Raw genomic sequence first — 18,243 nt, forward strand, 5'->3', positions numbered from 1 at the left:
CTCATCAACGGAATTGGCGACGTTTTAGTTAACGCCGCCTTCTTCCAGCCATTCAGCAATACGAGGAACCATTTGATCAGTAAGCATATGCTCCATCTTGGGGCCTGGTAGTGAATAAAGGAAATACTTCCCATAATAAGATTCAATAACTCTGGTATCATATACAATAACAATTCCGCGGTCCTGAGCCGTGCGCACCAGACGACCAAAACCCTGCTTGAAGCGAATGACTGCTTGTGGGACAGACAGCTTCATGAACGGATTCTTCTTCTGAGCCTGCAGCAGCTCAGCCTTCGCCTCGGCGAGCGGATGGTTCGGCGGCTGAAACGGCAGTCTGACGATGGCAAGACAGGTCAATGCCTCACCCGGAATATCTACCCCCTCCCAGAAGCTACTCGTACCGAGCAGCACTGAAGCTGTGCTGTCCTGAAAACGGCGGATCAGCTTGCTCCTGCTCCCACCTTCCACTCCTTGGCCCAGCACTGTAATCTCTTGCGAAGTCAGAGCTTCTTTAAGCGGCTCGTACACTTGGCGAAGCATCTTATAAGAGGTGAACAACACAAGCATCCGCCCACGGGTGACCACTGCCGCTTCAGCAAGTGACTGCACTAGCATATCCACAAAGCGGGCATCCCCCACACTGCCTTTCACACTTGGAAAATCGCGCGGAATGACGAGCAGCGCTTGTTCCCGGTAACGGAATGGAGAGGGTAGCAACACTGTCATGAGGCGTCCTTCTTCAACAGCTCCATTCAGACCCAGATTATCAATCATGAACTGAAAAGATTTATCGACAGAGAGCGTAGCCGAAGTTAGGACAATACTCCTCTTCTTATCGAAGAACAGCTCCTTTAGCTGCGAGCTAACATCCACAGGCACCGCATAGAGTTGCAATGATTTGCTGCGATAATTACCATTTGCCTCCAGCCAATATACTACATTGTCGTCATTCATTCCCATAAAGAAACGCACTTGTTCACGAATAGAAGCCAAATCCTTAAATAAACCACTGATATCGGTCACAAGACTGTCAGAGGAGGACTGTCCGTCCTGATCACGCATCTCATTCAGCATCTTGTCACCCTTGCGGATGATATCTGTTAGAGTGAGATTCAAGGCGTTCTCTAGAGCCTCCAACTCCTCCCACGTCTTAGGTTTATTCCCAGGAAGCAGCCGCAGAACTAATTGCCCAGCTTCGCCAGCAGACGCATCACTGCGCTCAGGCATAAGGCTGAACAGCTTATCCGTGAGCATATCCCAGGTTTCCTTCACGGTGAGTAAATCAGGATAAATCCTGTCTATAACTCCGCTCCATTCCGAGGCCTGCTCACTGCCTGAAGATTGCAGCATCAGACGAAGTGCAGGGAGTTGACCGTTGCGGCTATCCTTATAAAGACGTGAGAGCGTATGCGTCACGGTGAAATGCTTCATATTCATACCGAGATGCTTGCCTGCGACATCCTCCAAATGATGTGCCTCATCAATAACAAGATGCTCATAAGCAGGAAGCAGTTGGTGACCAGCCTTCACATCTGCGAATAGCTTGGAATGATTCGTTATTACTACATCAGCAATACCGGCTTCATGTTTAGCACGGTGGTAGTAGCACTTGCGGAACCAAGGACATGCGCGTCCTAGACATGAATCGGTGTCGCTGGCCACAGTCTCCCAGAAATCACCACCACGGCCACCCAAATTGAGTTCCTCATCATCCCCGGATTCGCTTTGAGTCAACCATACGATCATTTGAGCTGCTGTAAGCGAATCTTCCCTGGGACTTATAAAGTCCTTCTTATTAATTTTATGTTCAAACTTGCGCAGACACAAATAGTGCCCTCTTCCTTTGAAGATTGCAGCTTTGAACGGAAATGGAATGACCTTGGTCAGTAAAGGGATATCACGTTCACGTAATTGATCCTGTAAATTAATGGTATGAGTGCTGACCATGACCTTTTGACCACTTCGCACGCTCTGATATATAGCCGGAAGCAGATAACCGAGTGATTTGCCGGTTCCCGTCCCCGCTTCAATCAGCAAGTGTTTATCTTGAGCAAGCGCAGTCATCACCTCAGTGATCATAATATCCTGTGCTTCCCGGCTTTCGTAGTGGGGCAATGTATCTTTAAGCCGCCTGGTTACCTCTTCCATATAATCAGTAAAGGAGAGATTATCCAGTGGATTAGCGTCATGCTCATCTCTTGGTGGTGCAAGCTCGGTCCAATCTCCTATAGCCAGCGCCAACTGCCGATAGAAGGTGAGATCACCTTCAGGTTGAAGGGTTTCCATCTCACGTTCCCGCAACAAACCATCGAAATACCAGCCCAGATCGCTTTCCTCTTCGTTGAAGAGCTCACTAAGTCTCTGAATGGTAAGCAGCGGAAGACTATCCAACTCCTCCAGACACTTCAGCAATATAAGTGCGGTTGCAAGCGCATCACTGTCCGCCTGATGCGGACGTTCATGCGTAACCCCAAAGCTTACGCTGACCGCTCCCAACTGATACGATGTCAGGGAGGGAAAGCATATTTTGAGGAAATCAATCGTATCCAGAATCCGCCCCTGAAAAGGCAGATAGCCACACCGGTCTAAAGCACTTTGTAGAAAGCTGAAATCAAAAGCAACATTATGCCCTACAAGCACAACATCATCCAGCAGTGGAACGAGCTCCATCATCATCTCTTCCAGCGCTGGAGCGTCCTGTACATCTGTATCTGTAATACCGGTCAGACCCGTTATAAAAGGAGGAATCGGCGCTCCGGGCTTGACAAAGGAGCCATAAACCCGGGAGATGGACCGGTCTTCTTCTATAATGGCAAGGCCAACCTGGATAATTTCACCCACGGATTGGGTTCCCGTCGTTTCAAAATCAAGCACGGCAAATTTCATTATAAGTTCTAATCCCTTTCACTTGAGACTCTTTATCAGCATAACAGAAGTTGCGAAAAAAGGCGATGCACACCGCTTCTTCAGTGGATGCATCGCTTAAATGGAAAAGCTTATGCTTACAAAAGCGAAACAAGTTGATTGCCGAATTGGAGCTTGCCTCCACGGCGACGGCAGACCTCCAGATTGACAATAGGCTCAGGAAGTTCAGGATCGAGCTGCAGGGAGAGCCTGAACAACTCTTGAGCTTCATTAAAGCGCTCCTGTGCGGCTCGAATACAACCCATAGCATTATAGATCATTGCCTTAAGTTTAATCTCGCGGATTAAAGCCAGCATATGATCCAGATGATTCCAGGCCGTCTCACCTTCCCCTTCCTGCAAGTAAGCCATCGCTAAATACAAACGGGCAGCGAGGCTATCCGGATAACGCAGGATCACTTCTTTAAACTGCTCGATGCATTTCCGGTACATAAGCAGCTTGTAATATCCTTGTCCCCTGACAAAAGAATCCATGGAAAGCTCAGGGGCTTCCTTCTCCGGCTCCTTCTCCTCAAGCTCAGCTGACAAATCCGTATGTTCGCGGAAATTGCTCAGCTTCTCAGCAAAGACCAGCCATTCGTCCATTACATTATCGCTAAGTCTATGCAGCATGTTGTACTTGCATAAAAGCTCATTCCGGCGGGTACCCTCCGCTGTAGGGAAGTCAGTGACGATCTCCTGGAGCATCTCGTTCATTTCAGCAAATAAATGTTGAAACATGGGACATCCCACCCTTACGGAAAATGAAATCAGTTCAGCTTGCCTGTCTTCATTTTTCGCTAAGTGGGTGCCTTTCATCCCTTCCATTCATTACATGACTTAAAGTCGGGTCTCAGGCAATCGTGGCATGCAGCTCATGATCGGCCAGCTTAACAGGCTTGTTATTCTCATCCACAAATACAACCGTTGGCTTATGTGTCGCCAGCTCTTCTGTAGACAGCATGGCGTAGGAAATAATAATAACTGTATCCCCTGGATGCACTAGACGAGCCGCCGCACCGTTCAGGCAGATCACTCCACTGCCGCGTGGACCAGGAATTACGTAAGTTTCAAGACGTGAGCCATTATTGTTATCAACAATTTGTACTTTTTCATTTTCAAGTAAATCAGCAGCTTCCATCAGATTCTCATCGATGGTGATGCTGCCCACATATTCCAGATTGGCTTCGGTAACTGTTGCACGGTGAATTTTGGATTTCATCATATGTCTAAACAAGGGTAGCAACCTCCTTGGGAGTAAATACATTGTTGTCAATAAGACGGGTACGGCCGAACTTCACGGCAAGCGCCATGATGATCTCTCCATCTACATTCGTCAGCAGATCGTCCGTTTCCAACACCTCAAGGTCAGGAAACGTTAATATTTCTGCATATTCAATAACAGCGAGAGGAGAGGAGGAGATCACTGACACCAGCAGCTCACGAATGTCCGCGGCTGTTCTGGCCTTCCCTTCCTCCAAAGCTTCTCGAGCAGTACGAAGGGAACGAGAAAGAACCAAGGCCTGAGTGCGCTCCTCCTCAGACAGATAAACATTGCGTGAGCTTAGTGCAAGTCCATCGCCTTCACGAACGATAGGGCAAGGAACGATTTCCACATTCATATTAAGATCAGACACCATCCGCCGCAGAACGGCCACTTGCTGCGCGTCCTTCAGACCAAAGAAAGCATAATCCGGCTGTACCATGTTGAACAGCTTGCTAACAACCGTCGTCACTCCATCAAAATGTCCAGGCCGTGATGCCCCACACAACTGAGTAGTTAGGGACGCTACGGAAACCTTACTGCGAATCGGCTGCGGATACATTTCTTCCACAGTTGGAATAAATACAATATCTACTCCCTCTCGCTCCGCCAGCTCCAAATCACGGCGCTCATCGCGCGGATAGGATTCGAAATCCTCACCCGGACCGAACTGCAGGGGGTTCACAAAAATACTCATGACAACCGTATTGCTCATTTCTCCAGCTCGGCGTAGGAGACTCGCATGTCCTTCATGCAGGAATCCCATAGTGGGTACAAAACCGATCGGCGTATGGCCGCCTCGACGCATATATTCAAGTGCTTCACGCAAATGTTCTACACTTCTGACTACTCTCATCTTATTTCGCTCCTTTTTCGGCTGCGCCGTATAGAGATTCCAGAACAATTTCGTCCGCCGTAAAGACATGGCTTTCGTCCGGGAATGACCGCTCTTTCACTTCCCGAACATATTGGCTGATGCCCTCACGAATCTGGTTTCCTATATCGGCGTAGGTTTTGACGAATCGTTTCTCCCGATAGGGAGAAGCGTAACGCAACAAATCATGGTACACCAACACCTGACCATCACAGTATCGGCCTGCACCTATTCCAATGGTTGGAATACTAACTGCTTTGGAGATGGCTTCAGCAACCTCCTCTGTAACCAGCTCCAAGACGATACCAAAAGCTCCAGCGGCTTCGAGAGCCTTTGCTTCATCCATCAGGCGCTGGGCATCTTTGGCATCCTTGCCTTGAATACGGTAACCGCCGATCATATTCACCGACTGGGGGGTAAGACCAATATGTCCCAGCACAGGTACACCTGCAGCAACTACAGCAGCTACCGTTGCGCAGATTTCCAAACCGCCCTCCATCTTAACGGCTTGAGCCCGGCCTTCCTGCATTAAACGTCGTACGCCGCGCAAACTCTCATCAATACTTCCGTGATAAGTCATAAACGGCATATCTGCCACAATAAACGTGTGCTGCGCTCCCCGGGTCACTGATCGGGTGTGATAGACCATATCATCAATCGTAACCGGCAGGGTAGTATCATATCCCAGTACTACATTCCCCAGTGAATCACCGACTAGTATAAGATCAATTCCGGCTTCTTCGGCCAGTCGGGCCGAAGGATAATCATAAGCAGTCAGCATGCTCAGCGGCACACCCTCTACTTTCATTTTTTTCATTTTGACAATATTCAGTGGCTGTTTGTCTGCCATGGCTCTTCATTCCCCTTTTCCGAATTAAAATTACGCTAAAATGCGTAAACAAAAAAACCCTTTAGCAATATTCCGCTAAATAGGTCCGAAGGGCAAAAAAGAGTCACTCGCGATCGTCCCTTCTGTCTCGGTCCTTACGGCTCAGAGCAGAATCCAACGTAACCGTCAAACGCAGTTATGAAGGTACTTTCCAAAATACTATTCATTAGCATCATTCACCAACCAGAGTGCAGCTCAAACATTTGGATACCGCCTCTGAACATAGTATATCAAAATTAATACTTAATTACACTAAGAAGAAACGGCTTCGCCATCCTTTTATGGACGGTATCCGTTTCTTCGAGAAATGTAAGGATAATTTATCGTGTGAAACATGTAAATTCTTATATTTCTAAGAAATATGACAAGGGATGATACCCTTGCCATATCAGATGATCTCAATTTCCCCCGAGCATACGTTAGTAATATGCCCAGTTTCATCTTCTAGCAGCAATCCTCCATTGTCGTCCAGACCCACTGCCAAACCTTCACTACGACCTTGCGGTGTATTCAGGGCGATCTGGCGACCAAGAGTGACCGACATGGATTCCCAAAGCTCTCGGATGGGCTTAAATCCTTGCTCCATATACAGATTGTATAGATATTCGAGCTCGGTCAGCACAGCTCCAGCTAACTCTGAACGGTCAACAGGAATGCCCCCACGTTGTATTAGCAGTGAAGTGCCAACTCCGCGCAGATAATCCGGATAATCTTCTTCCGTCAGGTTCACAGCAATTCCGATTCCGGCGATACAGTAGTGAAGTCCTCCTTCTCTTAGCGAGGATTCCAGCAGGATTCCGCAGATTTTGCGTCCTCCTGCCAGCAGATCATTTGGCCATTTAATGCCAGCTTGTACACCGGTAACTTGACGTATTGCTGTGCATACAGCGACTCCGGCAAGTAATGTAAGCTGTGGTGTCATTAGCAAAGGGAGCTTCGGACGCAGCACAACACTCATCCAGATGCCCTTGCCGCGGGGAGAATGCCATTTCCGTCCCATACGTCCCCGACCACCAGTCTGTTCTTCAGCAAAGACTGCTGTCCCTTCGGGAGCGCCGCTCTCAGCCAGTCTTTTTGCTTCCTCCTGAGTGGACACTACCGTTTCCAGCAGCTGCATTCCGCCAGACCAATTTGAAGCAGGATTCTTCTTCAAGTGGCTTAAACGTAGCGTTTCATAGTTGCTCATGTCCATCCATCCTTTTTGCTTCCTGCAGCAATAATTGTTTATCGTTAGGGATATCCCCAACTGCAACAGCTTGCAGCAACTGCTGCAGTATGATGCCAAGCCAGGGCCCCGGGGTCTTCTGTAAAGTCTCCACCAACTCATTGCCGGTGACAGCAAGTGCTGTAAGGCTGCTGAGCGGCATTTGCTTCATCCACTCTCTTGCAGCAGCAGAGTGGCCCTCCGGCGCTGCTGGCAGGGCCGCAAGCAGCGTAAGCCACCCTTCGGCGGCTTCCCTGCCGTAGGCCAGCACGGCGGCGATCCAGTGCCGCCGCAGGGCCTCAGTGCCGCCAACGCTACCCGGCGGCACTACCTCAAGGGCAGCGGTCCAAGCTTCGCGGACCCGCAGCACCAAGACGACGCCATTCCGCGTCGTCCCTGGGAACGTCCATGCCCGCAGCAGCACGTCGGCCTCTTGGGCCGACTGCTTCAGGGCATGGAGCAGCAGCGCCCACCGCAGGCGGGCGCTCTGCAGTTCCCCGATCCCGGCGCTCAAGGCGGCGGCTGCCGCCAGATCAATGCCGGTCCAGGGGAACGGGGCTTTGCCGCGCGGCAGCAGGCCGCTGCGCAGTAGCATCCCGAGGCCGCGCCGGGGGTGCGGCCCTTCTACAATGCGTTCCAGCTCCGCGCGGACTCGCTCAACGGCAATATGCACCAGCTTATCCCGCTGGCGCAACAGTCCCCGCCACGTATTCTTGGTGACGGAGAAATCTAAACCAGACGCAAAGCGCACGCAGCGCAACATGCGCAGCGCATCCTCTGCAAATCGTTCCTCTGCGTCTCCGACGCAGCGTATCACTTGGTGCTCCAAATCTACCGCACCACCAAAAGGATCGATCAGTAGACCATCGATTCCACAACAGATGGCGTTAATTGTAAAGTCACGCCGTCGCAAATCCTCATTCACATCACTAACAAAAAAGACATGCTCCGGACGGCGATAGTCGACATAGCCACTTTCCGTGCGGTACGTCGTCACTTCAAAACCAAATCCCGCCTGCAAAACGGTTACCGTTCCGTGCTGTAAGCCTGTAGGAACACAGCGTGGAAAGATTGAGATGACCTCTTCCGGTAGCGCAGAGGTCGTAATATCCATATCATGTACAGGTCGGCCTAACAGCTCATCGCGAATGCAGCCTCCGACCCAATAGGCCTCGTGACCTTTCTCCAGCAGTTGGGCAATTACATGCTCCGATGCTTCGGCCATACCACTAGATGCCATTTTCCATTCCATTACGAACTCCTTACCCCCGGACTGGGTCCAGCCTAGGCACCTTGCACCCGAGTACACGGTAATATATATCCTCATATTGATTCGTTATAGCATCCCTGCTGAAGTCATCACAGGCTCGCTTCAAGCAGGCTTGTCTAAATTGTTCTGCCATTAAATCATCCGACAGGAACTCTATTGCATATTTTGCCATAGTTGTAGTATCTCCGATTGGAGCTAGAAAGCCCGTCTTACCATGCTGTATTAATTCCGGTATGCCCCCGGTTTGTGAACCAATTGTGGGGACACCACAGGCCATCGCTTCCAGCGCAACTAGCCCAAAGCTTTCCTTCTCGGAAGGAAGAAGCAGCAGATCTGCCATAGAAATAACCTGGGCAATTTCATCCTGTCTGCCAAGAAAGCGAACCTTGTCCTCCAGCCCCATTTCGTTAATCTTTGCCTGTATTTTAGGCAGATCTGGGCCTTCGCCAACAAGCAGCAGACGGGATGGTACCTCACGACTAACCTTGGCAAAAATATCAACAACATCACTCACTCTTTTTACTGGACGAAAGTTCGAGATATGCATGAGGATCTTCTCATCTGGCGAAGCAAAATCACTACGCAGATCCGACACATCGCGCGGATAATAGACACGTTTATCTACAAAGTTATAGGTCAGGTCAATATCGCGAGTAATATCCAGTACCTGACGGGTTTCTTTGATCAGATCCTGTGATACGGCTGTAACCGCATCACTCTCATTAATGGCTAGTCGGATCAAATCCTTCAGCGACTCATCTTGGCCCAGCACTGTAATATCCGTACCATGCAGTGTAGTTACCACCTTTATATCATTGCCCAGCATTTTCTTGGCGAGAAAGGCACATACGGCATGCGGTACAGCATAATGAACATGAAGCAAATCCAAATTCTGCATTTTGGCGACCTGAGCCATCTTGGTTGCCAGAGCTAGATCATAGGGAGGATATTTAAATACATAATAATCGTTAACCTCGACCTCATGATAAAATATATTTTTCTGAAACGTCCCGAGCCGGAACGGAATACTGTGTGTAATAAAATGGACCTCGTGGCCTTTCTCAGCCAGCAGCTTGCCCAGTTCAGTAGCCACTACGCCCGAGCCCCCAAGAGACGGATAACAGGTAATACCAATTTTCAACATCCGGTCCATAATTCCGTCCCCTTCTTTGACATGTGGTTATCCCTCATGTTCCTCATCTATTCATTCTATTCAAACCTTCATTTACTAGCAAACATTTCTACCACATAAGGAATCTTGGTCGCAAAACCTTCCGCATAAGGAATAAGTCTGCGCTGACCGAGCAGCATATCTCTTGATCGGACACGCTCGATGTACCCTTCAGTCAACGGGGTGATTACATAATCTTCCCCTGTCACTTTCTCGAATTGGGAGCGATAGCAGGCGAGGGATTGCTCCTTAAGTGCATATTGGTCCGTTACATCGACGACAAGATCACTTCGTCCCAGATCGTTTATGAAATAAAAATATAGCTGTGGCGCAGGTACAGCCGGCTTGTCCGGCATATATTTGCGCAGCTTGGCATTAAATACTGCCTCTTCCACCAGCTTGCTGCAAGCGATATGATCAGGATGACGATCCTCCCAATAAGGAGCGAAGACCACAGCCGGTGCAAAACGGCGAATCTCCGCCGCCACCGCCGCCACATGTGCTTCTGTCATATAAAGTCCTCGGTCAGGAAGCCCCAAGTTACTTCGCACAACCGCTCCTAACACGTCTGCTGCTTGCTGCGCCTCCGCTTTTCGACGTTCAACCGTTCCGTTTGAGGACATTTCCGCAGCCGTTAAATCACACAGACCAACCTTGAGCCCTGCCGCTGCATGCTTGGCAATGGTACCTGCCATGCCAATTTCGGCATCATCCGCATGCGCGCCGAATACAAGAATATCCAGCTTCATTCATCTACACCTGGCTTGTACTTATGTACTAGATCACGCCAGGCAAAATCACCACGATCAATGGCCTTGACCAGAATCTCAGCCGTAGCAATATTCGTTGCAACAGGAATGCCATACACATCACATAAACGCAGCAATGCCGAAATATCCGGCTCGTGTGGCTGCGCCATCAGCGGATCACGCAAGAAAATAATTAGATCCAGCTCATCTTGAGCCACCATCGAACCAATCTGTTGATCCCCGCCAAGAGGCCCGGACATGTACCGATGAATCTGAAGCTTCGTTACTTCCATAATTCGCAGCCCGGTCGTACCTGTAGAAAACAATTCATGTCCTATAAAGACATGTTCATAGGCTGTAATAAAGTTAACCATTTCATCCTTTTTGCGGTCATGTGCAATAAAAGCAATCTTCATTATGGTCTTCCTCCCCGACTAATCTATAAAGTGCTCAAATCCATATATTAAACCGGTATATCCCATCACTTTTTGCACACCCATTTTGACCCCTGGCATATATCCCGCCCGTTCATAAGAATCATGACGGATCTTTAAAGACTGTCCATAGCCGCCAAAAATGACTTCCTCCTGGGCAAAAACACCGGGAAGACGGATGCTGTGGATGCGAAATCCGTTATAATAACCCCCACGTGCTCCCTCAATAGTCTCTTCTTCCTGAGGATTGCCCTGACGAAGCTCCTTGCGTACTTCCGAGATCATCTCCGCTGTCTTGATTGCGGTCCCTGAAGGTGCATCTAACTTCTGGTCTCCATGATACTCGATAATCTCCAGATGAGGAAAATACTTTGCGGCCTGCGCGGCGAATTTCATCATAAGAATAGCTCCTATGGAGAAGTTCGGGGCAATCAATCCACCAATCCCCTGCTCCTTGCATTGCTTGTCCAGCTCAGTGATCTGCTCCGGAGTGAATCCGGTTGTACCGATAACCGGACGCACTCCATATTTGATAGCCAGTGCCGTATTCTCATAGGCTGATTGTGGGATCGTAAAATCAACTAATACGTCTGCGTTACTCTCGGCGAGAGCAACCTCCAGATCAGAGGTAACCAGTATTCCGATCTCTTCCAGACCTACAAGCCGGCCTGCATCCGTATCCATAGCTGAGCGATCCACAGCTGCTGCCAGTTCCAGCTCTTCATCCTGAAGTACCAGCTTCACAACTTCCTTGCCCATTCTTCCGCCAGCGCCGGATACAATAACCCTAATCTTATCACTCATATGCTTTGTCCTCGCTTTCAGTGGTTTCATGATTACTGCAGATAAGACTGTAATGATTTTTGCAGATCCTTCATCAATTGCCGCAATCCGGTATCGTCCGGATGCAAGGACATAACTTCTTTCAAGGCTGCGATAGCCTGTAAATGCTCATTCATTCGGCTATGCGCAATAGCCAGCCACACATAAGCGTCTCCATATAAAGGGTCCAGAGAAATGGCTTCTTTTAATAGGGTAATCGGATGATACGGGTTCATGGTACGTGTCTGTTCATCTTCCAGCAGCCGTTTGGCTTCCTGCACAAGCATCAGCGCCTGCAAATGCTGCAGGTGCAGATTGTACTCAGGTTTGCTGCTATCCAGCTTTACAGCAGCTACAGCATGCACTAAAGCCCTATCCAGCATGCCGCTGCGAGCATAGGTTATGGAACAGCGATACCTGACCTCAGCATCAGCCGGGCTAGCCGCAATAGCAGCCTCAAAGCACACAATGGCCTCGGCAAAATCACTGCGCAATATATGACGGTAAGCCTCTCTTACATATTCACTTGGATTCATATACACACCACCCTAACGACTAAACGCCGTTTGTTTGGTACAGCATATGAAGTAGCTGCCTAATCGGTGTTTTTCATTGTCCAGCGCCCGGCATCCCGAGTATTAAACTTGTGCATTACTTTATCGTGGGCTTCCGTAAGGTCGATTCCAAGTGAATTGGCGAAACAGATCGTAATAAATAGGATATCGCCCAATTCTAGCTCAATTGAATTTTCTGCTTCATCTGCACGTTTCGGTTTCTCGCCAAATTGGTGGTTTACTTCACGGGCCAATTCTCCGACTTCTTCGGACATGCGGGCAAGCATTGATAACGGACTGAAGTAACCTTCTTTAAACTGCGATATATAAGCGTCTACCTCACGCTGGATGTCACCAAGACTTCTGTCCATAAATAGTTACTTCGCCCCCTTGCTTCATCTTGCCTTCTGTTTGCCCCTATGTTATCGTAAAGACGTTTTGAAGACAAATTTTTTTTATTATTTTATAGCATCAGACAACAAAAGGTATACTTAATTGTAGGACTGTAGTAATGCACAACTTAAATTAGCAGCGAAATTTATATTAACAGAAAAATTGCCCATAGTGGCCTAACGAGGGATTATATGAATTCATCCAAAATTATTACAATTAGTAAAACATCAGCCCCCATCATGTTGGGAGCCGCCGTGTATGCCTTTGGCCTGCTATATTTCATCATTCCCAACCAGCTTATGGAGGGTGGCGTGACCGGGATTACGATCCTGCTCAACTATGCTTTTGACATCCCCATCTTTCTGACGACACTCCTGCTGAATCTCCCGCTGTTTCTGCTCGGCTGGAAAGTACTGGGTGCCCACCAGATTGCCTACACCGGTGTAGGTATTGGAGCACTGTCTTTTTTCCTCTGGTTATTCGAAAGAATGATCTCCGCCGGATGGATAGTCCCGTTCACCACCGAAAATGATTTTATTCTTGCTTCATTATATGCCGGGGTAACGCTGGGCGCTGGTCTTGGCATCGTGTTCCGATTCGGAGGCACCACAGGTGGTGTCGACATTGTAGCGCGAATTCTCGGCCGGAACTTCGGCTGGAGCATGGGACAGATTATTCTGGCCGTAGACATTCTCATCATTGGCTCTTCGCTGTTATATATCCCTAGAGAAAAAATATTATATACATTAGTCGCGGTCTTTATCTCATCACGTGTGATTGATTTCATTCAAGAAGGTGCCTATGCCGCAAAAGCTTTCACCATTATCAGCGACTACGCCCCACAAATCGCCGATCTGATTACGGCGGATATGGATCGCGGCGTGACTCTGATTCCAGCAATCGGCGCATATTCCAAGCAGGCTAAGCACATGGTGTACTGCGTGGTATCCAGGCAGGAGATTCATCGACTCAGTCAGTTAGTGAAATCAATCGATCCTCAGGCCTTTGTGATCATCAGCGATGTGCACGATGTTCACGGTGAAGGCTTTCGTCAGACCTAAACGTGTGAAACATATAAATTCTTATCTTAAAAAAACAGCCAGCCTTCTTCATTGAAGGCTGGCTGTTTACGTATTATACAATCTTCCATTCCTGATTCGTACCACGATATTTACGATATCCGGCATATCCTAATGCAGCTATAATAAACCCTGCTGCCAGCAATCCCCAGATCCCGTAATTCTGCGGTGCCATTGGAAGCGACAAGGCAGGTTCGTCCTTTTCTTTGTCAAACATTACGCGCACAGCTTCCTGCCCGTAAGAGACAATCTCGATTAAGCGCGCTCGTTCGATTTTTTGCGAAGAAGTCGGTACGCCTGCCGCATAGGAAAGCCAGGAATCGAAGGCATTGACGACCTCAGGCTGACGAGAGATGATAACAGCCGGCCGAATATTGTCATACCTGCTTTGCAGCCGCTCAAGCGTAGCCTTCCAGCCCGCCAGATCATTAACTGAGGCGCTCTGCTCCAAGGCGTTCAGATCCTCACGGATCGGCTTATAATATTGAAGCCACATCGGCTGGCGGGGATGATTCAGACTGTTAGCCGCCAACCGCAGCTTAGCCGCTGCCGCTTCCCAACGCTGCGGAGAGATCTGAACAGCCGCAACGGCAGCCTTTAAATCTATGATAACTGCCGAGAGCGCATTGATACCTTCTACAGAAGTTAATCCTTCAAAGGATGAAGATACAAAGATCCGCGAAATTTCAGCAGTTTCTTCCCGGACTTTAACGACATTCCCTTCCAATACGTACCCATACAATGCTTCCGCAGATTGCTCCAACTGTTGAACTCCCCTATTACCGCTAAGTACTGCCTTTCCATCATCCGCTATGCTTGTACTTCTATTCAATTCATTACCTGGTTCCCCGGAAGCATTCCCTTGCGCAGCTAGAACGGTAGCCCCGTTTACACCAGCAAATAACCAGCAGAATAACAATCCTATCAACAAATAATATCTCCTGCACGGCATGAGACATCCCTCCTACCCTAAATGTATGGCAGGAGGACAAGGGATAGAACATTCTTATGAGCCCCTTCTTAAGAGCTTGCTCGCTTACCAGAAGTTATCCTGAGCTTTGAACGTTCCCTGAACAACCAGGCAACAGCCACACTCAAGAGCGTCAGAGCAAATGTAAAGTATTGGACTCCGATAACATTATCCTCAAGTACAAACGGCAGCCAAGGATATACACCATAAGAATAATCTACAACATCGTTAAAAAGAGTCCAGATCAAGGCAAGAGGCAGCATTTTGCGGTAAGAGAAAAATCCTGCATAAAGAAGGGCTTCTACTGCCATTCCCGTATGGGAACCCATCAGCATCCAATCTTTCCAGGTCAGAACATCCCCTTGATAACCACCAGCAATGATAATACTTACAGCCCAAATACCATATTTCACAGATGTTACGACGGCAAGGGCCTCAATGATTCCTTTTATAGTTACCCCTGTAAATCTTTTCGGAGGAAAAAGCAGCAGCAATAGCGCCAAGGTAAAGAACAGACTCGCTGTCGGGCTGTCAGGAACAAATGGAAGAAGCCATAGAGGATAGTTAGCCGCTGTGAATTCCATTTGATTGCCATACCATATGTATCCATAAATCGTACCGAGGAGATTGACGATAAACAATAACCATAAGATCCCCCGGTGTTTAAACAACTTCTCGAACCAATGTACTGGCATACAGACTGTTAACCTCCCCAAATATTGACAGCTATGCATATATGCATATATGCATATAAAAACCTGACCGCATGTACGATCAGGTTTGCGTTAATAGTATTTTACTGTTCGCTTTTTTGTTTGGCAAGCCAGCCTGCCAGATTATCAATGTCCTGTTCTGATAATCCAGCTGCCATGGCAGTTTCAGCCATCGGAGGCATCTGGCCTTGGCCTTGTTTAATGATAGTAAGGATAGCCTCCTTATCATGGGTATCACCTACTCCGCGTAAGGAAGGACCCGCTGCCCCCTTCATATCGACAGCATGACAAGTGATACAGGTTGCTTGCTTAAACAAAGCCATGGCCGGATCATCCTTGTCCACAATCGCAATTTCGTTGGCCTTAACAGCACTGGAGGTTGGAAGGCCCTTAGCTTTATTCTCTGCTGCCTTTTCCTCACGCTGTATATCCTCAGGAATTTGCCCAGTTTCAGCCATTTCATGCTGGTATTCCGTCCATGCTGTATTGGTTAAATAAATAATGGCTGCAAGGGATAGGAACATTATTGAGGAAGCAATAGGCCTGCGGTAGAATCGCCGTTCACGGCCTGTATCAAGAAATGGTGCCAGGAGTAGAGCTCCAAAGGCTACCCCAGTAACCCCTAAGGTCCCCAGTACAATATAATCACCCGAAGCATAGGGAAGCTTCAAATACTGATACAGAAACAGAAAGTACCAGTCTGGTATAGGAATAACCGTTGCGCTGGCGTTCGCAGGAAAACCAAGTGGTGCCGGTTCTGAAATAGTAAGTACTAATATACCCACTAGCACAACAACTCCAACCATCCATTCTTTCAGCAAAAAGTTAGGAATAAAGGCTTCGGATTTGCCGGGGTAGGCCGAATAATCCGGTGGTGAGATAAATCCATTGCCCCGGCGTACTCGGGAATCTCCGACAAATACAACCTTTTCTTTGGAATGATCTCCGTTCTGTGCCATCTATAGGTCCTCCTCTCACTAGGTTGATTTACAACGGACCGGAAATACCCTGTCTGCGGATCATGATAAAGTGTCCCACGAGCAGAATAAGCAGTACCGCTGGGAGGAAGAATACATGTAGTGCAAAAAAACGGGTCAGTGTTTCAGCGCCAACGATCGTGCCACCTTGCATTAACTCCTTCAATATCGGACCCAGAACTGGCATGGAATTGGCAATTTCTAATGTAACCTTGGTTGCAAAGTACGCTTTGTTATCCCATGGAAGTAAATAACCAGTGAGACCCAGACCTAGCATAACGAAAAAGATCAGCATTCCCACCACCCAGTTCATCTCGCGTGGTGCTTTATAAGATCCGGTGAAAAAGACCCGCATGGTATGCAGGAACATCATGACAATAACCAGACTGGCACCCCAGTGATGCATCCCACGTACGATTTGTCCAAAGGCAACCTTAGTCTGCAAGTATTCGACGCTGGCATAAGCATTAATAATGTCCGGCACATAATACATCGTCAGGAACATACCTGATAGGATTTGAATGACTGTGATAAAAAAAGTCAGCCCACCAAAACAATATACAAATGCTGAAAAGTGATGGGCTGGGTTAACGTGCTCCGGTACCTCGTGGTCAGCGACATCTCTCCAGATCGGCGTAATATCGAGACGTTCATCAATCCAGTTATAGATATTTTTAAACATCTGAACTCACGCCTCCTTTTTGACTTCTGTATTTGGGACTACATCACCCAGATACACCCAGCCATTTTCGATTTTGATCTTGTATTGATCGAGTGGCTTCGGGGCTACAGCCAGATTCTTACCCAGCTTCGTGTAACGTGCACCATGGCAGGGGCAGTGATATTCGTCCGGATAAGCCTTATCATTGTTCCAGCCAACCGTACAGCCCAGATGCTTACAGGTCGGTGAAAGCGCATAAATATCTCCGGCTTCGTCTTTGCGGATCCAGGCCGTCAGCGTAGCTGTACTGGCATACCATCCATCCTGCTGCTTTAGCTCAAAAGTAAATTCCTGTGGTTGATCATTAATTTTGCTTGTCTCCGCAACCTTGATGAACTCGCCGGCACCTTTTTTATGTAATATCGGGTCCACGGCGAAACGAACCATGGGAAGAATAGCTCCGGCCCCCATGAAAGCTGTAGCACCGCCTAGCGTGTAGGTCAAAAACTGCCTGCGCGACATCTCTTTTCGGTCAGGTGGTTGTTCGGGCCAAGTCTCCTGTTGCTCATTATGGCTGCTCATACTGCTGATAACCCCCTTTTCAAAAAATAAGAAAAGCACCTTTCGAAGAGACTCGAGGTGTAACCGGTTAATTAATAATGCGTTTTCAATGATAAAAGTCACATGTCATATAGTTCAACCTAATAATAGCTTAGGCTCCAAAACCCGTCAAGAATATTGTCTAATTTGTGACAGGCTTAAAAGTGTACTTTTCTTAATATTGTTGGTTTTCTGTCACATTTGTTTCATTTTACATCCTTCCACATCTGAAGAATTCTCTCGCCTACAGTGGGATTAACCCCCCTGTTCTGAGAAGCAGAAATATCATGCAGGGTAAGAACTAAATCGCTTTCAAAATTCTCTTGATCCGCTGCCTTACTATCCGCTGTAACTACTATAACGTACTGGAAGCCACTGGATTTGACATTTCGGCAAATCTCATTTATCAAACCGATATATCCTGTCCCAATATACTGTACAGCTGGATAAGTTACGATTCGTCCCTGAAATGGCTTTTCAATGAGGTCCAATAAGTCACGCAATCTTTCCAATGCTGCTGTCATTTCTGGAGGACTCTCTAGACCTGTAAGTCCTGTAAAAGGAAGCAAGCAGGTATCATAGAATTGGTGGTTCTCTTCCCAACTGCTCCTATCTAAATCACTAAATCTCATCAGCATTCATCTCCCTGCTAGCAGTTTATTATTTTGATTTTTAATCGTTTGAATCAAGTCGTAAACCTATAAAATAATTTTAAA

Annotated in this window: 20 protein-coding genes; 1 reads left to right on the forward strand and 19 read right to left on the reverse strand. The window is 47.9% G+C overall.

What is annotated here, in order from left to right:
• Positions 1-24: 24 nt before the first annotated feature.
• The 13 genes from dinG to GJB61_RS10130 form a co-directional block, all read right to left on the reverse strand.
• On the reverse strand, positions 25-2,886 hold the full coding sequence (gene dinG, locus GJB61_RS10070; RefSeq protein WP_154118386.1) for an ATP-dependent DNA helicase DinG: 2,862 nt from the start codon (positions 2,884-2,886) through the stop codon (positions 25-27).
• A 116-nt stretch (positions 2,887-3,002) separates the two neighbouring features.
• On the reverse strand, positions 3,003-3,644 hold the full coding sequence (locus GJB61_RS10075; protein ID WP_154118387.1) for a tetratricopeptide repeat protein: 642 nt from the start codon (positions 3,642-3,644) through the stop codon (positions 3,003-3,005).
• Between the two features lie 112 nt (positions 3,645-3,756).
• On the reverse strand, positions 3,757-4,140 hold the full coding sequence (panD, locus tag GJB61_RS10080; protein ID WP_154118388.1) for an aspartate 1-decarboxylase: 384 nt from the start codon (positions 4,138-4,140) through the stop codon (positions 3,757-3,759).
• Positions 4,133-5,023 carry a pantoate--beta-alanine ligase gene (panC, locus tag GJB61_RS10085; protein ID WP_154118389.1) on the reverse strand — a complete coding sequence of 297 codons (891 nt, stop codon included), beginning with the start codon at positions 5,021-5,023 and terminating at the stop codon, positions 4,133-4,135. The genes panD and panC overlap by 8 nt, the downstream gene beginning before the upstream one ends.
• Before the next feature lies 1 nt (position 5,024).
• Entirely contained in the window at positions 5,025-5,891 is an 867-nt protein-coding gene (gene panB / locus GJB61_RS10090) for a 3-methyl-2-oxobutanoate hydroxymethyltransferase (protein WP_154118390.1), read from the reverse strand.
• A 427-nt stretch (positions 5,892-6,318) separates the two neighbouring features.
• A complete protein-coding gene (locus GJB61_RS10095; RefSeq protein ID WP_154118391.1) occupies positions 6,319-7,116 on the reverse strand; it encodes a biotin--[acetyl-CoA-carboxylase] ligase in 798 nt (265 codons plus the stop codon).
• Positions 7,103-8,386: a CCA tRNA nucleotidyltransferase gene (locus GJB61_RS10100; RefSeq protein WP_154118392.1), complete on the reverse strand. Its 1,284-nt coding sequence runs from the start codon at positions 8,384-8,386 to the stop codon at positions 7,103-7,105. The genes GJB61_RS10095 and GJB61_RS10100 overlap by 14 nt, the downstream gene beginning before the upstream one ends.
• A 10-nt stretch (positions 8,387-8,396) precedes the next feature.
• Complete coding sequence (gene bshA, locus GJB61_RS10105; RefSeq protein ID WP_154118393.1) at positions 8,397-9,557, reverse strand: N-acetyl-alpha-D-glucosaminyl L-malate synthase BshA; 1,161 nt, start codon at positions 9,555-9,557, stop codon at positions 8,397-8,399.
• Positions 9,558-9,625: 68 nt separating this feature from the next.
• Entirely contained in the window at positions 9,626-10,324 is a 699-nt protein-coding gene (gene bshB1, locus GJB61_RS10110; RefSeq protein WP_154118394.1) for a bacillithiol biosynthesis deacetylase BshB1, read from the reverse strand.
• Positions 10,321-10,743 (reverse strand): methylglyoxal synthase, encoded by a 423-nt coding sequence (gene mgsA, locus GJB61_RS10115; RefSeq protein WP_338115781.1) that lies wholly within the window; start codon positions 10,741-10,743, stop codon positions 10,321-10,323. Before mgsA ends, bshB1 begins: the two co-directional genes overlap by 4 nt.
• A gap of 15 nt (positions 10,744-10,758) precedes the next feature.
• Entirely contained in the window at positions 10,759-11,562 is an 804-nt protein-coding gene (gene dapB / locus GJB61_RS10120; protein WP_154118396.1) for a 4-hydroxy-tetrahydrodipicolinate reductase, read from the reverse strand.
• A 32-nt stretch (positions 11,563-11,594) separates the two neighbouring features.
• On the reverse strand, positions 11,595-12,116 hold the full coding sequence (locus tag GJB61_RS10125; RefSeq protein WP_154118397.1) for a tetratricopeptide repeat protein: 522 nt from the start codon (positions 12,114-12,116) through the stop codon (positions 11,595-11,597).
• 59 nt (positions 12,117-12,175) lie between these two features.
• Complete coding sequence (locus GJB61_RS10130) at positions 12,176-12,505, reverse strand: nucleotide pyrophosphohydrolase (RefSeq protein ID WP_154118398.1); 330 nt, start codon at positions 12,503-12,505, stop codon at positions 12,176-12,178.
• 213 nt (positions 12,506-12,718) lie between these two features.
• Between GJB61_RS10130 and GJB61_RS10135 the strand changes: the two genes are divergently transcribed.
• On the forward strand, positions 12,719-13,588 hold the full coding sequence (locus tag GJB61_RS10135) for a YitT family protein (protein ID WP_154118399.1): 870 nt from the start codon (positions 12,719-12,721) through the stop codon (positions 13,586-13,588).
• Positions 13,589-13,661: 73 nt separating this feature from the next.
• Here the strand turns inward: GJB61_RS10135 and GJB61_RS10140 are convergent, their stop codons facing one another.
• From GJB61_RS10140 to GJB61_RS10165, 6 genes are all read right to left on the reverse strand, one after another.
• Positions 13,662-14,558, reverse strand: a complete 897-nt coding sequence (locus GJB61_RS10140) for a sporulation protein YpjB (protein WP_154118400.1) — start codon at positions 14,556-14,558, stop codon at positions 13,662-13,664.
• Between the two features lie 68 nt (positions 14,559-14,626).
• Positions 14,627-15,271, reverse strand: coding sequence for a DUF1405 domain-containing protein (locus tag GJB61_RS10145; protein WP_154118401.1), 645 nt, complete (start codon positions 15,269-15,271; stop codon positions 14,627-14,629).
• A 101-nt stretch (positions 15,272-15,372) separates the two neighbouring features.
• Positions 15,373-16,248 carry a menaquinol-cytochrome c reductase cytochrome b/c subunit gene (locus GJB61_RS10150; RefSeq protein WP_154118402.1) on the reverse strand — a complete coding sequence of 292 codons (876 nt, stop codon included), beginning with the start codon at positions 16,246-16,248 and terminating at the stop codon, positions 15,373-15,375.
• A 28-nt stretch (positions 16,249-16,276) separates the two neighbouring features.
• On the reverse strand, positions 16,277-16,948 hold the full coding sequence (gene qcrB, locus GJB61_RS10155; RefSeq protein WP_154118403.1) for a menaquinol-cytochrome c reductase cytochrome b subunit: 672 nt from the start codon (positions 16,946-16,948) through the stop codon (positions 16,277-16,279).
• A gap of 6 nt (positions 16,949-16,954) precedes the next feature.
• Entirely contained in the window at positions 16,955-17,509 is a 555-nt protein-coding gene (locus GJB61_RS10160; protein ID WP_154118404.1) for a QcrA and Rieske domain-containing protein, read from the reverse strand.
• 224 nt (positions 17,510-17,733) lie between these two features.
• Positions 17,734-18,165, reverse strand: a complete 432-nt coding sequence (locus GJB61_RS10165) for a DUF2487 family protein (RefSeq protein ID WP_229521591.1) — start codon at positions 18,163-18,165, stop codon at positions 17,734-17,736.
• Positions 18,166-18,243: the final 78 nt, after the last annotated feature.

This window comes from Paenibacillus monticola (assembly GCF_009664975.1).
GTDB lineage: Bacteria > Bacillota > Bacilli > Paenibacillales > Paenibacillaceae > Paenibacillus_AQ > Paenibacillus_AQ monticola.